Genomic DNA, 21714 nt, shown 5'->3' on the forward strand with positions numbered 1-21714 from the left:
GGGAGGCTTTTGGCACTCTAACCATAACTCACGAGATAGGAAAAATAGGCTACTTATAGGAATTAATATTGTAATATTATGTTGAAACGACTATAATTAAAGTGAGGCTGTGTCTATAAATGATTGTGTATCTATGAAAACAAACTGTTCATAGTGAGGTGATTACTTATGAGTAAGTTAAAAGGGGAAACTAACAGTATAGAAGTACGACTGACAGATGATTTATTAAAGGCATATATAACAGTAATTCCTGTGGTGAAGAAGGAATCATATACAAAGGAACAAATCCTTACAGAATTAACTACAAATAGAGTGATATATGGGATTAAAATGGATGTAATTGAAGAAATGGTGCAGAGTCAGTTAGTTTATACAGAGATATTAATAGCTGAAGGGAATGCGCCTATTGATGGAGTAGATGGTCACTATCAATATTTCTTTAATAAAGAAACGAATACGAAACCAATTATATTAGAAGATGGATCAGCTGATTATAGTAGCTTGAATAAGATTGAAACTGTTTATGCAGGTCAAATTATTGCGAGATACTATAAGGCAACAAAAGGTGAACTCGGTAGAAATGTTAAAGGTCAGCAAATGCTTGCAAAGAATGGTAGAGAATTGATGCCATTAAAGGGAAAAGGATTTTCTGTTAATGAAGATAAAACAATCTATCGTTCTGATATAGATGGGAAGATTGAATATAAGAATGATAGATTAGAAATCTCCAATATCCTAATTATTGAAGGCAATGTTGATACATTAACAGGTGATGCGAATTTCTCCGGTGACATTACGGTGAAAGGGAACGTTATGACAGGAACTAGTGTTAGGGCAGGTGGGAATATACTTGTTGCTGGGCATGTAGAGGCGGCTGATTTAGTAGCAGGTGGAGATGTTATTCTACAAAATGGAATGCAGGGCGGTGGCAAAGGAAAGGTCCAAGCAGGAGGGCATGTTTCAGGTAAATTCTTCGAACAAGTAACGATAGAATCAGGTGGTAATGTGAATGCGAATGCAATAATGCATTGTAACATTACGTCCAAAGGAGAAGTAATTGTTTCTGGTAAAAGAGGCGTTATTGTAGGTGGCATAATTAATGCTGTTAGTGGAGTGGCAGCAACTATAATTGGAAGTATGGCGGAAGTAATAACCGAGGTGAATATTGGCTATAAGACTGATCCTGTTCCTATGATTATTAAGAGGGAAGAAGAAATTAAGGATCTTATAGCAGAGGTTCGTAAGATTGATGATGGAATTAAAACTGTAATTAATTATATAGAAAAAGAGAATCGAAAAGATCTATTACCACAGAAAATTAAACTTTTAAAAACAAAAATTGATCGTAATTCTCAGATAAGTTTAATAATGAAACAGAGGAATTTACTCTTAGAGAATTTGCAAAAGGCCAAAGATGGTAAAGTGATTGTAACCAGAGCAATTTACCCAGGAGTACGCATTCGAATTAATGGCAGTATGCTCATTATTAAAGAGGAATTCAATAATGTTCTTATTAAACGCAAAGGTTTAGACGTATGTTTGTTTGCTATGGAATAAGAATGTAACCGACAGTATGCACATAAAATGTTAAAATATGCATGATGCGTCGAGAATTGCGAAAGAAAATACTTGATAATTGTGTTTGCTATGGTATAATTTTTGATGTACAACAATTAATTCGTAAAATAAACAATAGGATAGCGTGAAATATAGTTTTTCACACGTAGATTTGTACCTGCGACCAAAGTTTTGCAGGTGTTAGAAAGGATATGGTTTTATTATGATCGATTTTGAAGAAGAATTACAAAAATTCCAACCTAGTTTGGAAGTTGAACAAGCAGAAGATGCTATATACAATAATGATTTAACAGATGTAACAGATATCATTAAAGATATGTTGAGTGAGATGAAGAATAAATAAGTTTAAGAACAGTGCCATTAGGTAAAGACAGAAGGTGAAGGAAGATGAATTGTCCAAATTGTGGAAGCGCTTTAGGAAAAAAGAATAAATGTGATAAATGTGGCACCAATGTATCAGCCTTTCAAAAAGCTATTCGTATCTCTAATTCTTATTATAATATGGGATTAGAAAAAGCAAAAGTTAGAGATTTAACAGGTGCAGTTTTTGTATTACAAAAAAGTTTAAAATTTAATAAAGAGAATACAAATGCAAGAAATTTATTAGGACTTGTATATTATGAAATGGGTGAGATTGTTGCTGCTCTTAGTGAATGGGTATTAAGTAAACATTATCAGCCACAAGACAATGATTGTGATTACTATATTAATAGTATTCAGTCTAACCAGACGCGTCTAGAATCAGCAAATCAGATGATTAAGAAATATAATGCTGCACTTCAAGCAGCAAAGCAAGGTAATGATGATTTAGCTATTCTACAGCTTAAGAAAGTAACTAGCTTAAATCCGCATTTCTTAAGAGCAAATCATCTTTTAGCTTTATTATATATGAAGAATAAGGAGAATGATAAAGCTCTTAAATGTCTTATGAAGATACGTAAGATAGATGTTACGAATACGACAACATTACGTTATTTAGATGAATTAAAAGCTGGACAACCAGTACAAGAATCGAACGATAAAAAAGAGGATAACAGCTTCGGAAAATCCTCAAATATCTCTAAAATAGTACCAGTTTCTAGTTATCTTGAGGAGAAACCAAACATTTGGGTTTTCTTAAACTTAATCATAGGTGTCATTATTGGGGTTGGTTTGTTGTATTTCTTAGTTATACCTAATGTTAAAAAGCAAGCAGCAGCTGATTACAATGCGAAAGTTGTGGATCTGAATTCGCAAATTGCAGTTAATAATAAAGAAACCTCTGCATTACAAAGTGATAAAGAAAAATTACAAGAAACAATTGATAATTTGCAAAAAGAGATGGACGATTTAAGCAAAGAATCTGAGAAATTCGATGAAGCTTTATATGATCCGTTGTTTAACGCAGTTAAAGTATATATATCTGGTGCAAGCAAGGATGAAATTGTACAAGCACTTCTTGAGGTGGATATGACTAAGATTGATCGTAAAGCAGCAGTTGAATTATATGATTTAATGAAACAAGATACGTTTACAGATGCTGCAGCGTCAATTTATGAACAGGGTCATAATTTATATTCGACACGTAAGTATGAAGAAGCAATAGAAGTCTTAAAACAGGTAGTTGATATCAATGATGAAAAAGTACCAGATGCGTTATATTTTATTGGACGTTCTTATCAAATGTTATCTGATAAAGAAAACGCTGCAAAGTATTATAATCAGGTTATTGAAGAGTATCCTGATACAGCAAGATCTTCGCAAGCTAAGAGTAAATTAGCTGAAATTCAGTAATTATACGATTGAACTATTTCTAGGGATATTATCTTTAGAAACAGTTTTGCTACTAACTTATCAAAGCAAAAAGCCATCACATTCGTGCTGTTTTGCTACTATTAAGTTATATTAACGAAAGAAAAGACTAGTACTTCTATATCTAGATATAGAAGGAACGTTTTTTTTTATAAATAGTATATGTAAATATATGTAAAAGAAGGGAAAGCATGGAGAATAGTAAAGGTTATATGGATTGTACAAATATGGGAGCTGTTATGGAAGTGCGAGGCCGTAGTTTGTTGATTCAGATTAGTAAGGAATTGGATCATCATAATGCTGTTACAATAAGAGAAAAAGCCGATCAACTAATTGATAAAAATTCAGTGAATCAAATTATATTCGATTTTACTAATTCGGAATTTATGGATAGTTCAGGAATTGGAGTAATTATGGGTAGATATAAGAAGATTATATTTACTGGGGGAAAAGTAGCAGTAACGAATGTTAATTCTTCTATTGATCGAATCTTTAAGTTATCAGGGTTATATAAGATTATCGAAAAATATGCAACGATTGAAGAAGTATTAAATTTGCAATAGCAAAGGGAGAAAGGATAGGTATATATGGACAGAAAGAATGCAATGTCTTTGGAATTCGATAGCAAATCAGAAAACGAAAGTTTTGCAAGAATTGTAGTAGCTGCTTTTGCTGCTCAACTGAATCCTACAATCGAAGAAATTGCGGATATTAAGACTGCAGTTTCAGAGGCGGTTACGAATAGCATTATACATGGTTATGATGGTAGGGAAGGTAAGATTGTATTAACTTGCGCTATTGAGGGAAGTAAGATAACAGTATCGGTTATGGACAAAGGAAGAGGAATAGAAGATATTAAACAAGCGATGGAACCTTTGTATACCACAAAACCTGAGATGGAGAGATCGGGTATGGGATTTGCGTTTATGGAAGCATTTATGGATAATTTAGAAGTAATTTCTGCTCCAGAAGAAGGGACTACAGTAACAATGACGAAAACAATTGATGAAATTAAATTGTTTTCATAAAAATGATAAGAAAGGGTAGACAGTGGCGGTGATAACTGGAAAGGCAAGGTGCAAGCATGGATACACTGGAATTGATTAAGTTATCAAAAACTGGTGATAAAGAAGCAAGAGACCTGCTAGTCACGCAAAATGTTGGGTTAGTTTGGAGTATTGTAAGAAGATTTGCCGGAAGAGGACATGAACTTGAGGATTTATTCCAGATAGGTAGTATTGGATTAATTAAAGCAATTGATAAATTTGATTTATCATATGAAGTTAAATTCTCAACCTATGCAGTACCAATGATTACTGGTGAAATCAAACGGTTTCTTCGTGATGATGGAATCATTAAAGTAAGCCGTTCATTAAAAGAAATTGCTGTAAAAGTAAAGATCACAAGAGAGATATTGAATAATAGACTGAACAGAGAACCAACGATAGAAGAATTAAGTATAGAGATGGAAGTAGCGACAGAAGATATTGTCATGGCGCTTGAATCAAATACGGAAGTTGAATCCTTATATAAGACAATCTATCAAGGTGATGGTAATGCGATTTTTTTAATTGATAAATTAGAACAAGTACAAGACGATCATGAATCTGTTGTTGATAAATTGGCCATTCAAGAAATATTAGATACCTTAGAACCGAAAGAGCAAGATATTATTAAATTGCGTTATTTTATGAATCGTACACAATCCGATATAGCGAAGAAGCTTGGTATTTCACAAGTACAAGTTTCTAGATTAGAAAAAAAGATTTTACGAACAATGCGAGAAAAATTAATCGGATAATGAAAGAACAATTTACCAGTATAAACAATTTATAAAAACAAATAATAACAGTATTGTAAGTAACATTACAACCATAGAAGCATCAATCAAAATAGTAAATGATTGATGCTTTTCTAATGCATAAGAAACGAAAGTTTTTGAAGGAGATGAAAAAAGTGATTGCAAAGAGAAGAAAGTTTATAATTACTGGAGTTGTTATTTTGGCTATGATTGCTGTAATCTGTATCGTAATCGCTTATAGTAATAGTGCTGAAACTGATTATGTATTCGAAGGAACGTTTGTTAAAACAGAGGAATCAATTGAAGTAGTAGATACAACAAATACTAGTTTTGGTGAACAAGGAAACACAGATGAAATTGATAAGGATAGCTTTAAAAGAAAATCAGGAGATTGTGTCTTTGTATGATGCAAGAAATAATTTATATTAAGATCCCATTACGAGTTATAGTAAATCATAAGAATGTAGTTTTAAAGGATATCGCTACAATATACTGTGCGAATGAAGAACTACTAAAAAGAATAGATGAACTTCTACTCATCGAGATGGAGCCAAAGAAAAATTCACAACATGCTATTTCTATAATGAAAGTAATTGCATTAATAAACTCAATTGATTCCAGTTTGCATGTTGTAAATTTAGGCGAAGAAGAATTCTTAGTTGAGTATCAACCAGAGAAAGCAGATAACAAAATTTTTGAGTATAGTAAGACAACTTTTGTTGCCGCAATCATCTTTTTTGGAGCTGCTTTCTCTATTATGACATTTAATACAGATGTGAGTGTGCCTGATGTCTTTGCCAATGTATATGCCCTTATAATGGGGGAGAGTGGTAAGGGACAAGGCATTATTGAATTATCCTATTGTATTGGACTCCCTGTCGGTATTTTAGTATTTTTTAATCATTTTTCATCAAAGAAGGTGCGTAAAGATCCTACGCCAATTCAAATTGAAATGAGAAAATACGAAAAAGATGTGGAAAATGCTATACTTAGCAACGCCGGGAGAGAAGGGAAGACGATAGATATTGATTAGATATAGTTTACTTGCAATTATTGGGTTTGCTGGCGGTCTTATTGTAGCAGCGGGTGTGTTCGCATTCATTACTCTACTAGGAGTATTGAATCGTTTGGCCTCAAAAACTAACACGGCGAAACACATCTTATTATATGAAAATATGGTTATCTTAGGAGGAATATTAGGTAACACCTGGTTTATATATCAATGGGATATCCCGTTTGGAATAATAGGTTTAATTTTATTTGGTTTGTTTAGTGGAATATTTGTAGGATGTCAAGCGATGGCATTAGCTGAAGTGTTAGATGTAATTCCGATATTTGCAAAACGGATTAAGATAAAATATGGTATGCCATATATTGTTGCAAGCATTGCAATCGGTAAAGCTGTGGGAGCATTATTTCAGTTATATGTATGGAAATAGTTCAGATTTAGGATATATCCAAAGCTTCATAAATGTCTCAAAGAGTTAGGTAGACGTAATCGTTGACCTTAGTAAGAAAGGTGAGTGTGTATGCAGGAAAATAAGAAGAAAGAGCCAGAGAATATGAATAAACCTTCCATGAAAGATGTATTAAATCAAACAGATGTTAATACGAGACAACAATTTTATAACCAATACGTTAAGGATGTGACGCCAACACATAGTTGTTTTGCTAATGTGTGTAAAGCATTCCTAATTGGTGGTATTATCTGTACTATTGGACAAGGACTGTTGAATCTGTATATAGCAATGGGATTTAATAAGGAAGTAGCGGCATTGTATAATATTATTTCCTTAGTTGGCTTAAGTGCTTTACTTACTGGTTTGGGTTGGTATGCAAAGTTAGCTAAGTTTGGTGGAGCAGGTACATTAGTACCAATCACAGGTTTTGCCAATTCTGTAGCAGCACCAGCGATTGAATTCAAAAAAGAAGGACAGGTTTTTGGTATCGGTTGTAAGATTTTTAATATAGCTGGTCCTGTTATCTTATATGGTATCGTAATCTCTTGGATTTTAGGTGTTATCTACTATATCTTATTACGTTTAGGGATAGTTTAGAGAAAGGAGGTATTTTTATTATGGATAAAAAGATGATAGGAAGTCGTAGTATCAGGTTCGCTACATCACCATATATCGTAGGAAGCTATAGTTTGGTTGGAAAGAAGGAAGGTGAGGGACCTCTTTCTTGTTACTTTGATGAGATAGAAGAAGATCCGATGTTTGGTGGTGAAACATGGGAAGAAGCAGAAAGTCGTTTGCAGTATAGGACTGCTAATAAGGCTTTAGAGAATTCAGGGTATAAGCAAGAAGAAATTAGATATCTTGTCGCAGGTGACTTATTAGGACAGCTTATTGCCACTTCTTTTGGAGTTATGGATTTGCAGATTCCTTTGTTCGGTATATATGGTGCTTGTTCAACTATGGGTGAATCTATGTCTTTAGGTGCTGCTTTAGTAGAAGGAGGTTTTGCAGATAAGGTTATGGCTCTAACTTCAAGCCATTTTGCAGGTGCAGAGAAGCAATTTAGATTTCCTCTTGATTATGGCAACCAAAGGCCTCTTGCTGCGACTTGGACGGTAACAGGTAGTGGTGCTGTGATTATTGTATCGGAAGAAGAGATGAGAAAACATAAAGAGAAGAACAATCCACAAGAACCTTATATCAGTATTACTGGTATAACTACTGGTAAGGTTTTAGATTTTGGTGTAAAAGATGCTATGAATATGGGTGCATGTATGGCGCCAGCAGCATGTGATGTAATCTATCATAATCTCAAGGATTTCAACTATAAACCAGATGAGTATGACAAGATTATAACTGGTGATTTGGGCTATGTTGGAAAAGACATTCTTCTCGATATGCTAAAAGAAAAAGGTTATGATATTGCAAGTAGATATCTAGATTGTGGGATAGAAATCTTTAATAAGGAAGAACAAGATACTCATTCTGGTGGTAGTGGTTGTGGTTGTAGTGCCTCTACCTTAACGGGATATATACTTAAGAAGATGAAAAAGAAAGAATGGAAGAAGGTTCTGTTTGTACCAACAGGTGCACTACTTTCTCCGGTCAGCTTTAACGAAGGCAATTCCGTTCCAGGTATTGCACATGGAGTAGTATTAGAAGTAGAGCAGTAATTATTAAGTCTTACTTCGTCAGAAGATTATTGTTTGAATCGTAAGTCGGTTTGTGTTATAGATTGGAGCAAGAACAAAACTAAGAGAGAAGGGAGATGTTTTATTATGGAATATGTTAAGGCATTCTTAGTAGGTGGAGCAATATGTGCAATTGTTCAGATCTTTATGGATAAAACAAAACTAATGCCAGGACGTATCATGGTTATGTTAGTTGGATTAGGTACAATACTTGGTGCAATTGGAGTTTATGAACCGTTTGCAAAATGGGCAGGTGCAGGTGCAACCGTACCGCTTATAGGTTTTGGTTATACATTATTTAATGGTGTGAAGAAAGCGATTATAAGCGATGGCTTTGTTGGAGTATTCATGGGTGGATTTACGTCAGCAGCAGTAGGAGTTTCAGCAGCGCTTATTTTTGGATATATCGCGTCATTAATTTTTAATCCTAAGATGAAAGAATAATGATATTTCAAGCAGCCGGCTGCTTTTAATATAGATTGGAATTCATATTATATGAAAAAGAGAGACCCACATAGGCATTCCTATGTGAGTCTCTCTTTCCTATTCTCCCTCGGAAGGAGTTTGTTCACCTGGATTATCTGGTCCAGGATTTGGTGTAGTTGGTATACTTACATCTGGAATTGGAGGAATAACTTCTTCATCAGTTTCTTCTTCCTCTTCATCGTAATACTCATCATCTGGGTTAGGTTCAGTTTCTAAATCGCCAGTTGATGCGGATGTATGCACATTACAAACAGAATCCTCTAAAGATTTCGGTAATAGATAAGGAGTATCTTTGGTTGCTCCTGTTTCTTCTTTAACTAAGAATACCTTATCATGAATATCACCTTCTGGGCAGAACTCGCCAGCTTGTAAACCAGATACTTTACAGATTCTTATCTTAACATGAGTATCGCAAATTTCAGTTGGAACAGTACCCTTAGCAAAATACTCTGTTCTAACAGTGCTGCCACCTTGAGCGAATTCGCAGACACCATCTCTGGCTAACTTTCCACTCTTAGTACATATTTTAGCGGTTACGATAGAGTCTGGCTTCGTAAATGTTTTCTTTTCATAGCCTTCGTGAACTTTTTTCATAATTAAGTTCCATAATCGTTTGTGATAGGAAGTATTAACTCTGTTTTGATCACCGGTGTTGTTATCGTAACCACCCCATATACCAGCAGTATAATAAGGTGTATAGCCTACAAACCATAAATCCTTACTATCTGTTGACGTACCTGTTTTACCAGCTACAGGCATTGAACCTAAGTTAATGTAAGAAGCGGCAGTACCAATCTTAACTACATCTTCCATAGCACTTGTTAATAAGAATGCTGTTGATTCTTTCATAACTTGACTAGTTGTTGGAGTATTATCGATAATAAGTTTTCCATTGTGGTCATATATTTGCGTATATAGTGTTGGTTCTGTGTAGATTCCGTTATTAGCAATGCTTGCGAATGCTGAAGTTAACTCTAAGTTTTTAACACCATAAGTTAAACCGCCAAGTCCCATCGGTAAATTAATGTCTGAATGTACTTTGCCGTCTTCTGTTGTTACACTATCAACAATAGAAGTGAATCCTAGTTTCATAAGGTAGGAATAACCTAATTGAGGAGTAATCTGTTCTAATGTCTTAACTGTTACAATATTATTTGAGTTCCAAATAGCTTCTCGTAAAGTTGTGAGACCATTATATACACCACGTCTCCAGTTGTTAACTGTTGTATTTGTTCCAGGGTATTTGTATGGTGCATCGTCTTGAACAGTTGCCAAAGTCATACCTGCGTTATCAAGTGCAGGTAAATAAGTTGATAATACTTTGAAGGTAGACCCTGGTTGTCTTAATGTTCGAGTAGCTCGATTTAATGTAAGACTACCTTCCTTTTCACCACGTCCACCAACTAAGGCTAGAACTTGACCATTATTTTGATTCATTAGAACAAATGATACTTGCGGCTGAAGAGTAAAGGTTTTCTTCTCACCAAGTATTTCATCACCTGATTCTAATACAGAAGCCTTAAACTCTTCCGTGTAAGCATCTGCGTCTACTTTGTTTTTGAAAAACAAATTGAAACTTGGTTGCTTCGAGGTGAAGTAATTTTTTAGATGTCCTTCTGAATAATTAATGGTAGACCCATCTGCTTTCAGAATGGATAAAGCATACGTTAATTCATATATATGGTAGGCTTCCGGATAATTTGATTCATCATTAATTACCGTATCACATATCTCTTGAAGTTTTGTATCTTGTGTTGTATTAATTCTAAGACCACCACGATAGATTGCGTTAATAGCTTGTGTCTCCGTATAACCTAATTTATCTTGTAAATCTTCTTGAACCTGAAGAATTAGTTCATCAACAAAATAGGAGTTAGTAGTTGAATTAGTACTTATTTGTTCTTCATTAACTAATTGAATTCTTTCGTATACATCATCCTTTAGTGCTTCATCATATTCTTCTTGTGTAATGTGTCCTTGCTCTAGCATTTTACTTAGAATAATATTTCTTTTAGCAGCATTATCTTCTGGATGGGTAATTGGATTTAGATATACAGGGCTTTGTGTAATACCTGCAATTACGGCAGCTTCTGATAAGGTAAGTTTTTTTACATCTTTATTAAAATATCGTAAGGATGCAGCTTGTACCCCTAGTGTACCCTGACCAAGGTTAATGGTGTTTAGATAGTATTCAAGAATTTGATTTTTATCTAATTTGTCCTCTAATTTGATAGCTAGATATTGTTCTTGAACCTTTCGTTGCAGTTTATCGAAGAATTTATCTTCGTTTCCACCTTCGAATACTTGGTTTTTTAGAAGCTGTTGGGTTAGTGTACTAGCACCCTCTGAAAATCTACCTGATTTAACACCGACGAAGAAAGCACGGAAGATACCTTTTACATCGATACCATTATGTGTCCAGAAACGTTCATCTTCAGTTGAGATGAAGGCGTTTTGCACAACTTCAGGTATATTTTTTAAGTCAACATAGATACGGTTTGCTTGAGAACCGACTAGTTTTTGTATTTCATTTCCTTCACTATCATATATTATTGTTGAGAACCCGCTAGGTTTAACATCAATAGAATCGATACTTGGGGCACTATCTAACATGCCTTTTAATGCACCAAGACCAGTGAATGTACCTATTATTGATATAGCAACAATGCAGACAATACAGGTACGCAGAAAAGATATAAGTGCTTTTTTTGAAAGCTTCTGCGAAGTGGAGTGTATATTCCGCTGTTTATTCGCTGTACCACGTTTACTAAAGTCCATAATAAGCCTCCTTTTCGGTACTATTATATCAAAAAATTGTATTAAAATAAAGTAAAATAAATAACCAGAGACATAGTGCAATGTGTAGTGTAAATATATGGGTATTTAGTCTTATTGATTATTTACTAGTATTGACAAATTACAATAGATTAGACATTTGTTGAAAATGGCTTATAATATCTGTCTTTACAAATAAAATTGTAGAATAAAATAAAAGTGTATCAAATCTACCTATATATAATTAAGAAAAAAACCGATGATAAAACATTAGTTGCTAGAATAAGACAAAATATTTTGTCGGAATATTAAAAATAAGTCGAATTATTGATAAAATTTAAACATTGTGCGATATAATTTCCTAGAAATTGGAATAAATTAGTAGTATAATTTTCTAAGATAGTGTATAAGCATTGTCAAAGTTGTGGTTATTTTACTGTAGGAGGTATTTGTATGAAACGAATTGACCTAATCGGGGAGAGGAATGTTACGTTAGAAGACCAGAGGGAGATGGTTTTAAATTATTACTTAATTGAAGAACCATCAAAAGAAAACGGGGTAATGAATAGTTCGAAATATTTGTATGGAATCAAAATCGAGAAACAATTTGGGGGAATTGTGGAATCGGAAGAGGTGGAAGCGCTATCGTACTCGAAGGAAGTAGTACTACAATTAATTAGCACACTAATGGAATGTACTGTAACTCCCATGACTTTGATAGAAGTGGTGGATGAGCTTATCACTCTAAGGCAATGTAGCTAAGATGGCCAATCGCATAGATAGCTAATGTATAAGAAGACATTCTTGCATTATAAGCGGACATACGTTATGATATGTATCATATTGGATAATCAATGTTTACAGATTGTGAGGTACCGAGTTTATATGATAGAAAGTTACAAGGCAGTTTATGCAGCTGGACAGGAAGAAATTGTTGAGAAAAAATCGCGTTTTATTGCTTCGGTTCAACCTATTGAATCAGAAGAAGAGGCAATCTCGTATATAGAACAGCTTCGTAAAAATTATTGGGATGCAACTCATAACTGCTATGCTTACGTCGTAGGGAAAAGAAATGAAGTGCAAAGATGTAGTGATGATGGAGAACCGAGTGGAACAGCAGGAAAACCGATGTTAGATGTATTACTTGGACAAGGGATTCATAATGTAGTAGTGGTAGTCACTAGATATTTTGGTGGAACGTTATTAGGAACGGGAGGCTTAGTTCGTGCTTATACGAATGCTACTATAGAGGGTCTTAAGCAAAGTGTTATTGTTGAAAAAAAAGCTGGCAAGAAAGTGCGTATTGTTACTGATTATAATGGAGTTGGTAAATTACAATATATAACTTGTCAGATGCAGATAACAGTGCTAAATACCATTTATACTGATATAGTTACGATAGAGTTATTAGTTACCTTTGATCAGTTACATCTATTACAACAAGAAGTTATTGAAGCAACTAGTGGAAAATGTAAATTAGAAGAATACGGTAGTACGTATTTCGCACAAGTCAAAGATGAGATTATAGTATTCGATGATGAGCTAGTAGAAAGTTAAAAGTGCTTGGAAAAATTAGATTGGGCTAATTTTTCCAAGCACTTTTTGTGTGGTCAAATGGATACTCCGTAATCTATCGGTTAAATTACCGGTTAGAGCGTCAAAAGTTAAATTTAATTTTGATTTCGCCAATTTAAATTTATGTGTGAACATGTTATGTCAAACGTAATTCACTCGCAACGCGCTCTCGCCCTGCTGAAGTTCGTAGTGGTACTAGTACCAACGACCTCATACAGTTGCCCATCGAACTATGTTCGACATAACATTAGTTAAGTTTTATATGTGCAAATTGACGAAGGCAAGTTTTACGAGAGGCTTTTGACATTCTAACCAGTTAAATAAACTGATTGGTGGTTTCGTCATAACGATAATCGATAGATTCAAGTTTTGAACATAAGGATTGCTCGTCTATGGTAAGAGAAGAACATAGATCCTTTAAGTTTGGGTAGAAATCTCTTAATTGTGTATTTATATAGCTAAGTAACATTACTGGATCGTTTGGTATATTCATAGAAACTTCCTTTCGTACTTCGTTGGTTTTTAACACATTCATTATAGTAAATTATTTATTAAGAAACAAGAACGAAAATAAACGCCTTGACATACTGTGTATATGTGTATATACTGTGTATATAGATATATACAGGATATGTACATATATACAGTTAGAGCATGGAGTGGTTTGTGAAAGGAGTTTTTTGATAATGGAGTATATATTAGAAGTTGAAAATGTTAATAAAAAATTAGACACATTCTCTTTAGAAAACATTGATTTTAAGTTAGAACCTGGCTTTATTATGGGGTTAATAGGCAGGAATGGTTCAGGAAAGACTACTTTGATTAACACGATTTTAGGCTTGTATCAAAAAACAACAGGGAATGTAAGGATTTGTGGTCATGATCTTTGTAGGGATGAAAGCAGAGCGAAAGGGGAATTGGGATTTGTACTGGATGAGAATCCATTTCTGGAAGACTTTTCTTCCCTCGATAATGCTAGAATCTATTCGTCTTATTACAAAAACTTCAACATGGATATGTTTACAAGATATTGTAGTAGATTTGATGTGGATCCAAAAAGAAAACTAAAGAAGTTGTCTAAAGGAACCATTATCAAGTTTCAACTTGCTTTTGCTTTATCGCATGATGCGAAATTATTCGTTATGGACGAACCAGCAAGTGGTTTGGATCCGGTATTTCGTCGTGAACTTATGGAGATTATGTATGATGCAATATTGAGTGGAGATAAGAGTATTTTGTTCTCTACCCATCTAACGGAAGAGATTGATATGGTAGCTGATTATGTTACTATACTACATGAAGGAAAACAAGTTATCACTACTTCGAAAGAAGAGTTGTTTGAATCTTACCGAGTTGTGAAAGGAAGTGAAGAAAAGATTCAGTTATTACAACCTTCTGTAATTGGTAAGAAAGTAACACCGTATTATGTTGAAGCATTAGTTAAGAATGAGGAGTCAATACTGAATAAAGGATGTCAGATAGAGATTCCAACAATAGCAGACTTTATGTTTTATTTTTCAACGGATAAAAGAGAGGAGTTTACTTATGTCTAATAAAGATTTGCGTAAAGCTCTTTTGATTCGATATGGTGTATGCTTTAAAAATAGGTGGTATAACGTGTTTTTGATTATTATATATTTCGGTCTTTCTATTTTGGAAGAAATTAGATTTATGAATGTAAAGGAAGGAAGCTCTTATATAATTCCTGCGGGCGTATTCGCTATTGTCGGAGTTGTAGCTATATTGGCTGTTGAGATTACTAGGCATGAGAAGTGTCAATATATTGTGCCATTATCTTATGAGGAAAGGAAACGTTATTATCTTATTGGAGTATTGTTTAATTTTACATTTATGCTGCTTATGTGTTTGTTGTTTATGGGAATTACAATAGCCATTAATAAGGAGTATGGGATGGCAGTGATCAAGGTGTTTGCGATAATGGGATTACCTTATAGTATTGTAGCCTCCTTTCAAAAAATTAATATGTTTAAAGGTAAAAAGAAAAAAGACAACCCAAAGGGTGTTTATGTCAGTTATGTCATTGGAGTGGTTGTGGGCATTTTGGCTTCTGTTTTACTATTTCAGATTGGGTATTTGTTTGAGCACCCACTATATATGAAGTTAACTGCCGTGTTATTAAATGTGTTGTCATTAGGAAGAGCAATATATGCAATATTGGAAATTATAAATCGCGATACGGATTATGAGAATGTTAAAGTTAATCAGTTGAAAGTCTTGAAGAAATTGATGTAAGTGAGGTGATTTGGTTGAATATTATTATATCGAATAGTAGTAATCTTGCTATCTATGAGCAGATTGTTAATCAGATAAAATCAGCAATTATCAATAAAGAGGTAGTGGCTGGAGATGCAATGCCGTCTATTCGTGGTCTGGCGAAAGATTTACAGATTAGTGTTATTACAACAAAGCGAGCGTATGAAGAACTTGAAAAAGAAGGATTATTATATTCCGTTACAGGAAAGGGTTTTTATATATGCGAACAAAACACTGATATATTGAAGGAGAAGAAGATTAGTATGATAGAAAAACATCTGCAAGATATATTGAATGAGTGTAAAGCGGCAGGATTATCATTAGAGGATATCCAGGATATGATAGAAGTGCTATATCAGGAGACTGAGTAAGTTAGGGGGGCTTATATTGCAAGTAAATGAGGCTATACGAGTAGAGAATCTAAGTAAGAATTTTAGGAAATTTAATTTAAGCGATATTAGTTTTTCTTTAGATAAAGGCTTTATAATGGGGATTATCGGTAGAAATGGTGCGGGGAAAACAACATTAATGAAGTTGCTATATGGTGTGTACACAAAGAGTCAAGGAGAGGTCTATATCGATGGTAAAAGGTTTTACAAAAAAGATTATAAAGTTAGACAACGAATTGGATATATTGCAGAAGAGGATCGCTTTTTACTTGAAAAGACGTTGTTAGAAAATGCGAAGGCGTTTGGAAGTTTATATGACCAATTTGATGTGGATTATTTTAAAGAATTATTATGCAAGTATAATTTAGATGAGGAGAAAACACCTGATCAATTATCAAAAGGAATGAAGATTAAATTTCAATTGGCTTTTGTGCTCGCAAATCATCCTAAATTGTTGTTATTGGATGAACCAACAGGGGGGCTAGATCCAATATTTAGACAAGAATTTCTTGGTATATTACAAGGATTGGTAGAAGAAGAAAATATGGGAGTGATTATATCTACGCATATTACAACAGATCTTGATAAGATTGCAGATTACATTATGATACTTGATAAAGGTAAAATGATTTCGCTATCTACGAAAGAAGAGTTGATGGATGAATATCGATTGATAAAAGGACCACGAGAGATTCTCCGTAGTTTACCTAAGGAGATATTTATTAGTGTGAAGAGTACGAATAGTGGGTTTGAAGGGCTAGCACATCATAGCAAAAAGATAGCAGGCCAGGAGGAATGGCTACATAAGATTGTAATTGAAAACCCAGATTTAAGTGATATCTTATATTATTTAACTCAAACTTCGTACCCTAAGATTTCGGGGAGTAGCTAATTGCTATATTCAGCTCTACTATAGAAGAGCAAAAGTTATGGGAGGAGCGTAAAGAACGTGTTAGGAAAACAAATTAGATTTGATTTATCAATTTTACGGAGTAATCCAATTAAGTATTTTATATTCGTTATTCAGATCGCTTTGGTCTGTTTGATTAGTCTATATACTTATAATAATCAAGTTATGGTTTTTATGGCAATAGAACTCATTATAATAATGATTATGATTTTGTTTATGGTGAATATAAGTACAGTCTTTGAAAAACTAAGCCTTGAATTTACTGTGAAAAAGCTAGTTTTCTACCCTACAACAAAAGTAACAAATCTAATTAGTAAGGCTATTCTGCTTCTTATGTTTGTTGTAGTACAAATTGTTTTGAATTGCCTTGCAGTATATATAGGAACCTTAGTTCGTGGAAATGAGTTTAATAGTCAAGCATTAAATCTTTTGAATATATGGACCTTGGTAGCGGGAATTTTTTGCTTTGTAACGATTTGGGGATTGTATAATATAGGTGCAGTATTTGTAATGTCCTGCCTTTGTACACCGATTTTCTTTATCGTATTCTCTGGTCCCGAATTTCTTAAGTTAGATATTTTCGATATAGTAGTATTAATAAGCTTATTTATATTTGATTTAGTGGTTAATGTCTTAAAATATATGAAATCGTAATGTATGCATGGTATTGTTATGATTTTATCTGAAATTGTGGTATACTATTTTACGTGCCTTCACACGTACTGGAGGCTATCACGTAATCTGAGAGATACAATAAGAGTAAGACTTTTTAAGTATGGAGGCTACTATGTCAGAACAATTCATTCGTACAGAGATGTTAATTGGTGAAGATGGGATTCATAGATTAAAGAAAGCAAAGGTTGCCATCTATGGAGTTGGAGGAGTTGGAACCTATGTGGCAGAAGGGCTTGTTCGTGCGGGAATAGGCCATTTTCTGCTTGTTGATGATGATATAATATGTGAGAGTAATCTTAACAGACAATTGCACGCTACAATTAATACAATTGGTAAATCAAAAGTAGAAACAATGAAAGAAAGAATGGAGTCAATTAACCCAGAGGTTAAGATTGAAACAATACAATCTTTTGTTCTATATGATAATATCAATGAGGTGGTTCCGCTTGACCTTACGTATATGGTTGATGCACTTGATACTGTCACGGCAAAGATAGCACTTGTATTAAAAAGTGGAGAACTGAATATTCCTTTAATAAGTGCAATGGGGACAGGTAATAAATTCGAGCCAACCATGTTAAAAGTTAGCGATCTATTCAAAACGAATGTGTGTCCCTTGTGTAAAGTTATGAGAAAAGAACTAAAGGCTAGAGGTGTGCGTAAGTTAAAAGTGGTGTATTCGGAAGAACAACCTACAAAACCCTTGTTTCAACCGAGTGAGTTGGCGGATACAGAAGCTATGAGCGGTCAGAATCAAGATGAAATGCCAGATATGCATAAGAAAAGGGCAACACCAGGAAGTATGTCCTTTGTTCCTTCCGTGGCAGGTATGATTATAGCTAGTGAAGTGGTGAAAGATATATTAAACAGAAAATAATGGAACAAAAGGTCTGGAAAGGAGCAAACTGATCAATATGGATTTATTTGATTATATGAGAGAGACAAAATTAGAAAAAGAATCACCTTTGGCTTCGAGATTGCGTCCTACTAAGTTAGAAGAAGTGGTCGGACAGGCACATATCATTGGTAAGGATAAATTGCTATACCGTGCGATACAAGCAGATAAATTGAGTTCGATTATCTTCTATGGCCCTCCAGGAACAGGCAAAACAACTTTGGCGATGGTTATCGCTAACACTACAAGTTCTTATTTTAAGCAGATTAATGCTACAAGTGCAGGTAAGAAAGATATGGAGGAAGTGGTAGCGGGGGCAAAACAAAATCTTGGTATGTATGGAAAGAAAACAATTCTATTTGTAGACGAGATTCATCGTTTTAATAAAGGTCAACAAGATTATTTACTACCATTTGTAGAAGATGGAACAATCATACTTGTTGGAGCAACGACAGAGAATCCATACTTTGAGGTGAATTCAGCGTTATTATCACGTTCCATTATCTTTGAATTAAAGCCACTTGATAATGAAGATATCCGTAATTTATTAATACGTGCTGTCTCTGATGAGGAGAAGGGGTTAGGAGCATATGGTGCTGTAATTGATGAAGATGCATTAGAGTTCTTAGCAGATATGGCAAATGGAGATGCGAGAAGTGCATTGAATGCCATTGAACTGGGAGTATTAACATCGGATCGAAGCGGTGACGGTAAGATACATATCACCTTAGATATTGCGATGGAATGTATTCAAAAGCGAGCGTTGCGATATGATAAATCTGGTGATAACCATTATGATACAATATCTGCATTCATTAAAAGTATGCGTGGATCAGATCCAGATGCAGCAATTTATTACTTGGCAAGAATGTTACATGCAGGTGAGAGCATTACTTTCATTGCAAGAAGGATTATGATTTGTGCCTCGGAAGATGTATCTAACGCAGATCCGAATGCCTTAGTGGTAGCAACGCAAGCAGCACAAGCGGTAGAGAGACTTGGAATGCCTGAAGCAAGAATTGTATTAGCACAAGCAGCAGCTTATGTGGCATGTGCTCCTAAGAGTAATTCAGCAATTATGGCAATCGATGCTGCAATGCAGGTTGTTAATAAAGAAAAGATAGCAACCATACCACCATATCTAAAGGATGCACATTATGGAGGTGCAACTAAGCTTGGACACGGGATTGGATACAAATATGCACATAATTATAAAAATCATTATGTGAAACAACAGTATCTACCAGATGAATTAGTTGGACGTTCTTTCTATGAGTTGTCAAGTGAAGGATATGAAAAAGAGATGAAGGCGCATATGAAACGAATACATGAAGAAGCAGAGAATGAGTAAAGTGCAGAATATAGGGTCTAACCCAAAGGAAAGCCGTAGGAAGCTGAATTTTCCTACGGCTTTTCTAAAATATCAGCCTACTATCAATAGGTGGCTAAATATTGTTCTTATTACTTGGATTCGTCTTTCTTATGATTATCTCCGTTATCCTTTGGTCGAAATACGCGACATAGCATCATGTATACATATAGGAGTAGCGGAACAACAATAGTGCAGAAGATACTAACTTTGAATAATGTTGCTGATGCCTCTGTAGCGAAGATAGCTGATATTAGAGAGACTACATATAAGCCAACAAGGATAACAATACCAGTAATTGCTAATATTCGTTTTGATTTTTGCATATTCTAATCCTTTCTCAATCGATAGATTAAAAACAAGTTTTTTATTGAATAGATAAGTAACACAATTTAAGGGGAATTGCAGTAGACAGACTGAAAACACAGAAATGTTATCATCATGGAAAAGAGTTTCGCAAGTCCCTATCATATCTCATTATAAGAGAGGAATGATTTGTTTTCAACTGAAAAGTACTAGAATAAGGTTTATTTTAAAGTAAATCTAAAAAAATATAAATTAAATGTATAAATACTGTAATTTGTTATCATACTATAATTAATCTAATAACAAACGATGGAAGTGAGCTTAAGAACTTACTTATATCGAAAATTAGATTACAACACAGTGACGATGAAGTTAACTGGTTGCAAAAGATAATAATTGGACTCCCCCTCCAATTATTATACAGTCGTCTACATGACGATATCAGATTCTTGACAAGTCACAAAAGAAAAATTAAATACTTATCCTCCCCTTTTTGAATCACACGAGTGATTCGATACCTCTTATAATGGTGACATTATAAGAGGTATTTTTGCGTAGAATTATATTAATTAGAAATCCTTGCAGAGGTTTTTTGTGCGTCTTTTCGGTATTCTCTTGGTGATAGTTTCATTACTTTGCGGAATAAATCGCCGAAGTAATTACTATCAGTAAAACCGCATCGTATACCAATTGTTGTTATGCTATCCCTTGTCTCGATTAGTTGGTGTGCTGCTTCTCTGATACGAATGTGTATCAAATATTCTTTGAATCCAAATCCGGTAGAACTTTTGAATTTCTTTGAAAAATAGGTTGGTGATAGATTGACATAATCGGCAACTTCCGCCAAGGATAAATCGCTAGCGTAGTTTGTACAGATATAGCGGGCAGCTTCAACGATATCTGCGTCGTTTGGTGTAGTGTCGTTTGTTTCCTCGTTTGAGCTAGCGGTGCGTGACAAGTAGATAAGTAATTCTTCAAAATAATTCTGAATTAATTTGCTTGAATATTCATCTGGAGAATTATATTCTTTTAACATTTTCTCCAATAGCTTGATAAAAGAGGATTGATCTGCTTGCAAAATAGAACGCTTGTGAGTGGATAAGCATTGATCAAGGACTTCTTTTTTGAATGTTTTGCTAATAGAAGCAATCCATTGGTCATTAAAATTCATAACAATACGTTCATGAGAAGAATCCGTTATAAAGGAAGTTCTATGTAGCTCGCCCTTTGAAATCATAACTAAATCATGCGGGTGAAGGGTATAGAAACTGTGGTTAATGAAGAATTTTCGTGTGCCAGTTAGAAGAAAGTAAAGTTCATATTCAGAGTGAAAATGGTTTGATTGCATTTGAAAATAAGGTTCACGTACAATCTTGTCTATATAAAAGTTTGGAATACTAGTTACCATGGTATACCTCCTGCCTTCTATTTCTTTATTATCACCTCAATTGTAAATCGAGATGCAACCTCTCTGATTTCAATTGAACTCTAATACTACTAAAAATTATATATATGCCAGGAGGTTGCATCCTGGCTTACAAAAGATTGGTTTATGACCAGTCTTTTTGTTTGCACATTTATTTAGTTCCATATATCCTATGATAGTTGGCGGCAGACAGGAGGATATATGTCTAAATTTTTTACATATGAAGAAAGACTAGATCTACAAAAGTTTCTGAAAGATAGTCTTTCGTTTAAAGAAATAAGCCGCAGATTGGATAAGAATCCAACAACCATAT

Annotated in this window: 26 protein-coding genes; 22 read left to right on the top strand and 4 right to left on the bottom strand. The window is 34.2% G+C overall.

Features of this window, described 5'->3' with window-relative positions:
• Positions 1-168: 168 nt before the first annotated feature.
• The 12 genes from BUB90_RS14465 (at position 169) to BUB90_RS14515 (ending at position 8765) form a co-directional block, all read left to right on the top strand.
• Positions 169-1557: a DUF342 domain-containing protein gene (locus BUB90_RS14465; protein WP_073288993.1), complete on the top strand. Its 1389-nt coding sequence runs from the start codon at positions 169-171 to the stop codon at positions 1555-1557.
• A 223-nt stretch (positions 1558-1780) separates the two neighbouring features.
• On the top strand, positions 1781-1921 hold the full coding sequence (locus BUB90_RS23560) for a hypothetical protein (RefSeq protein ID WP_170865504.1): 141 nt from the start codon (positions 1781-1783) through the stop codon (positions 1919-1921).
• A 44-nt stretch (positions 1922-1965) separates the two neighbouring features.
• Positions 1966-3351, top strand: a complete 1386-nt coding sequence (locus tag BUB90_RS14470) for a tetratricopeptide repeat protein (RefSeq protein WP_073288995.1) — start codon at positions 1966-1968, stop codon at positions 3349-3351.
• Positions 3352-3560: 209 nt separating this feature from the next.
• Positions 3561-3932 (top strand): anti-sigma F factor antagonist, encoded by a 372-nt coding sequence (gene spoIIAA, locus BUB90_RS14475; protein WP_242952551.1) that lies wholly within the window; start codon positions 3561-3563, stop codon positions 3930-3932.
• A gap of 24 nt (positions 3933-3956) precedes the next feature.
• The gene (gene spoIIAB, locus BUB90_RS14480; protein ID WP_073288997.1) at positions 3957-4397 is read left to right on the top strand and encodes an anti-sigma F factor; all 441 of its coding nucleotides are present in this window, start codon (positions 3957-3959) and stop codon (positions 4395-4397) included.
• A gap of 56 nt (positions 4398-4453) precedes the next feature.
• Positions 4454-5170: an RNA polymerase sporulation sigma factor SigF gene (gene sigF / locus BUB90_RS14485; RefSeq protein ID WP_073289000.1), complete on the top strand. Its 717-nt coding sequence runs from the start codon at positions 4454-4456 to the stop codon at positions 5168-5170.
• A 155-nt stretch (positions 5171-5325) separates the two neighbouring features.
• A complete protein-coding gene (locus BUB90_RS14490) occupies positions 5326-5577 on the top strand; it encodes a hypothetical protein (RefSeq protein ID WP_073289002.1) in 252 nt (83 codons plus the stop codon).
• Positions 5574-6203, top strand: a complete 630-nt coding sequence (locus BUB90_RS14495; RefSeq protein ID WP_084139283.1) for a stage V sporulation protein AA — start codon at positions 5574-5576, stop codon at positions 6201-6203. Before BUB90_RS14490 ends, BUB90_RS14495 begins: the two co-directional genes overlap by 4 nt.
• Positions 6196-6609, top strand: a complete 414-nt coding sequence (locus BUB90_RS14500) for a stage V sporulation protein AB (RefSeq protein ID WP_308743599.1) — start codon at positions 6196-6198, stop codon at positions 6607-6609. The genes BUB90_RS14495 and BUB90_RS14500 overlap by 8 nt, the downstream gene beginning before the upstream one ends.
• Before the next feature lie 138 nt (positions 6610-6747).
• Positions 6748-7227: a SpoVA/SpoVAEb family sporulation membrane protein gene (locus BUB90_RS14505; RefSeq protein ID WP_073289089.1), complete on the top strand. Its 480-nt coding sequence runs from the start codon at positions 6748-6750 to the stop codon at positions 7225-7227.
• Positions 7228-7247: 20 nt separating this feature from the next.
• On the top strand, positions 7248-8303 hold the full coding sequence (locus BUB90_RS14510; RefSeq protein WP_073289007.1) for a stage V sporulation protein AD: 1056 nt from the start codon (positions 7248-7250) through the stop codon (positions 8301-8303).
• Between the two features lie 105 nt (positions 8304-8408).
• A complete protein-coding gene (locus BUB90_RS14515) occupies positions 8409-8765 on the top strand; it encodes a SpoVA/SpoVAEb family sporulation membrane protein (RefSeq protein ID WP_073289009.1) in 357 nt (118 codons plus the stop codon).
• A gap of 99 nt (positions 8766-8864) precedes the next feature.
• On the opposite strand, the gene BUB90_RS14520 is transcribed toward BUB90_RS14515, so the two are convergent.
• Positions 8865-11585, bottom strand: coding sequence for a transglycosylase domain-containing protein (locus BUB90_RS14520; RefSeq protein WP_073289011.1), 2721 nt, complete (start codon positions 11583-11585; stop codon positions 8865-8867).
• A 450-nt stretch (positions 11586-12035) separates the two neighbouring features.
• Here BUB90_RS14520 and BUB90_RS14525 point away from each other — a divergent pair, with 450 nt between their 5' ends.
• Together BUB90_RS14525 and BUB90_RS14530 are read left to right on the top strand one after the other, a co-directional pair.
• Positions 12036-12344 (top strand): DUF6514 family protein, encoded by a 309-nt coding sequence (locus BUB90_RS14525; protein WP_073289013.1) that lies wholly within the window; start codon positions 12036-12038, stop codon positions 12342-12344.
• Between the two features lie 123 nt (positions 12345-12467).
• The gene (locus tag BUB90_RS14530) at positions 12468-13139 is read left to right on the top strand and encodes a YigZ family protein (protein WP_073289015.1); all 672 of its coding nucleotides are present in this window, start codon (positions 12468-12470) and stop codon (positions 13137-13139) included.
• Positions 13140-13473: 334 nt separating this feature from the next.
• Here BUB90_RS14530 and BUB90_RS14535 read toward each other — a convergent pair whose 3' ends face one another.
• The gene (locus BUB90_RS14535; RefSeq protein WP_073289017.1) at positions 13474-13650 is read right to left on the bottom strand and encodes a DUF4250 domain-containing protein; all 177 of its coding nucleotides are present in this window, start codon (positions 13648-13650) and stop codon (positions 13474-13476) included.
• A gap of 193 nt (positions 13651-13843) precedes the next feature.
• Here BUB90_RS14535 and BUB90_RS14540 point away from each other — a divergent pair, with 193 nt between their 5' ends.
• The 7 genes from BUB90_RS14540 to BUB90_RS14570 all read left to right on the top strand — a co-directional run bounded on the left by BUB90_RS14540 (position 13844) and on the right by BUB90_RS14570 (position 19651).
• Entirely contained in the window at positions 13844-14710 is an 867-nt protein-coding gene (locus BUB90_RS14540) for an ABC transporter ATP-binding protein (protein WP_073289019.1), read from the top strand.
• Positions 14703-15410, top strand: a complete 708-nt coding sequence (locus tag BUB90_RS14545) for a hypothetical protein (RefSeq protein ID WP_073289021.1) — start codon at positions 14703-14705, stop codon at positions 15408-15410. The genes BUB90_RS14540 and BUB90_RS14545 overlap by 8 nt, the downstream gene beginning before the upstream one ends.
• Before the next feature lie 5 nt (positions 15411-15415).
• Positions 15416-15802 (top strand): GntR family transcriptional regulator, encoded by a 387-nt coding sequence (locus tag BUB90_RS14550; RefSeq protein WP_308743604.1) that lies wholly within the window; start codon positions 15416-15418, stop codon positions 15800-15802.
• A gap of 16 nt (positions 15803-15818) precedes the next feature.
• Positions 15819-16712, top strand: a complete 894-nt coding sequence (locus BUB90_RS14555; RefSeq protein ID WP_073289026.1) for an ABC transporter ATP-binding protein — start codon at positions 15819-15821, stop codon at positions 16710-16712.
• A gap of 57 nt (positions 16713-16769) precedes the next feature.
• A complete protein-coding gene (locus BUB90_RS14560) occupies positions 16770-17384 on the top strand; it encodes a hypothetical protein (protein WP_073289028.1) in 615 nt (204 codons plus the stop codon).
• Between the two features lie 133 nt (positions 17385-17517).
• Positions 17518-18282 carry a tRNA threonylcarbamoyladenosine dehydratase gene (locus BUB90_RS14565; RefSeq protein WP_073289030.1) on the top strand — a complete coding sequence of 255 codons (765 nt, stop codon included), beginning with the start codon at positions 17518-17520 and terminating at the stop codon, positions 18280-18282.
• 37 nt (positions 18283-18319) lie between these two features.
• Positions 18320-19651, top strand: a complete 1332-nt coding sequence (locus BUB90_RS14570; protein WP_073289032.1) for a replication-associated recombination protein A — start codon at positions 18320-18322, stop codon at positions 19649-19651.
• Positions 19652-19761: 110 nt separating this feature from the next.
• Here BUB90_RS14570 and BUB90_RS23285 read toward each other — a convergent pair whose 3' ends face one another.
• Complete coding sequence (locus tag BUB90_RS23285) at positions 19762-19995, bottom strand: hypothetical protein (protein WP_073289034.1); 234 nt, start codon at positions 19993-19995, stop codon at positions 19762-19764.
• A 545-nt stretch (positions 19996-20540) separates the two neighbouring features.
• Positions 20541-21383, bottom strand: coding sequence for a helix-turn-helix domain-containing protein (locus tag BUB90_RS14580; RefSeq protein ID WP_073289037.1), 843 nt, complete (start codon positions 21381-21383; stop codon positions 20541-20543).
• 219 nt (positions 21384-21602) lie between these two features.
• On the opposite strand from BUB90_RS14580, the gene BUB90_RS24545 reads away from it, so the two are divergent.
• Positions 21603-21714, top strand: a 112-nt coding sequence (locus BUB90_RS24545; RefSeq protein WP_073289040.1) for a helix-turn-helix domain-containing protein, incomplete at its 3' end; no start/stop codon positions are given.

This window comes from Anaerosporobacter mobilis DSM 15930 (assembly GCF_900142955.1).
In the GTDB taxonomy this organism is placed as follows: domain Bacteria; phylum Bacillota; class Clostridia; order Lachnospirales; family Lachnospiraceae; genus Anaerosporobacter; species Anaerosporobacter mobilis.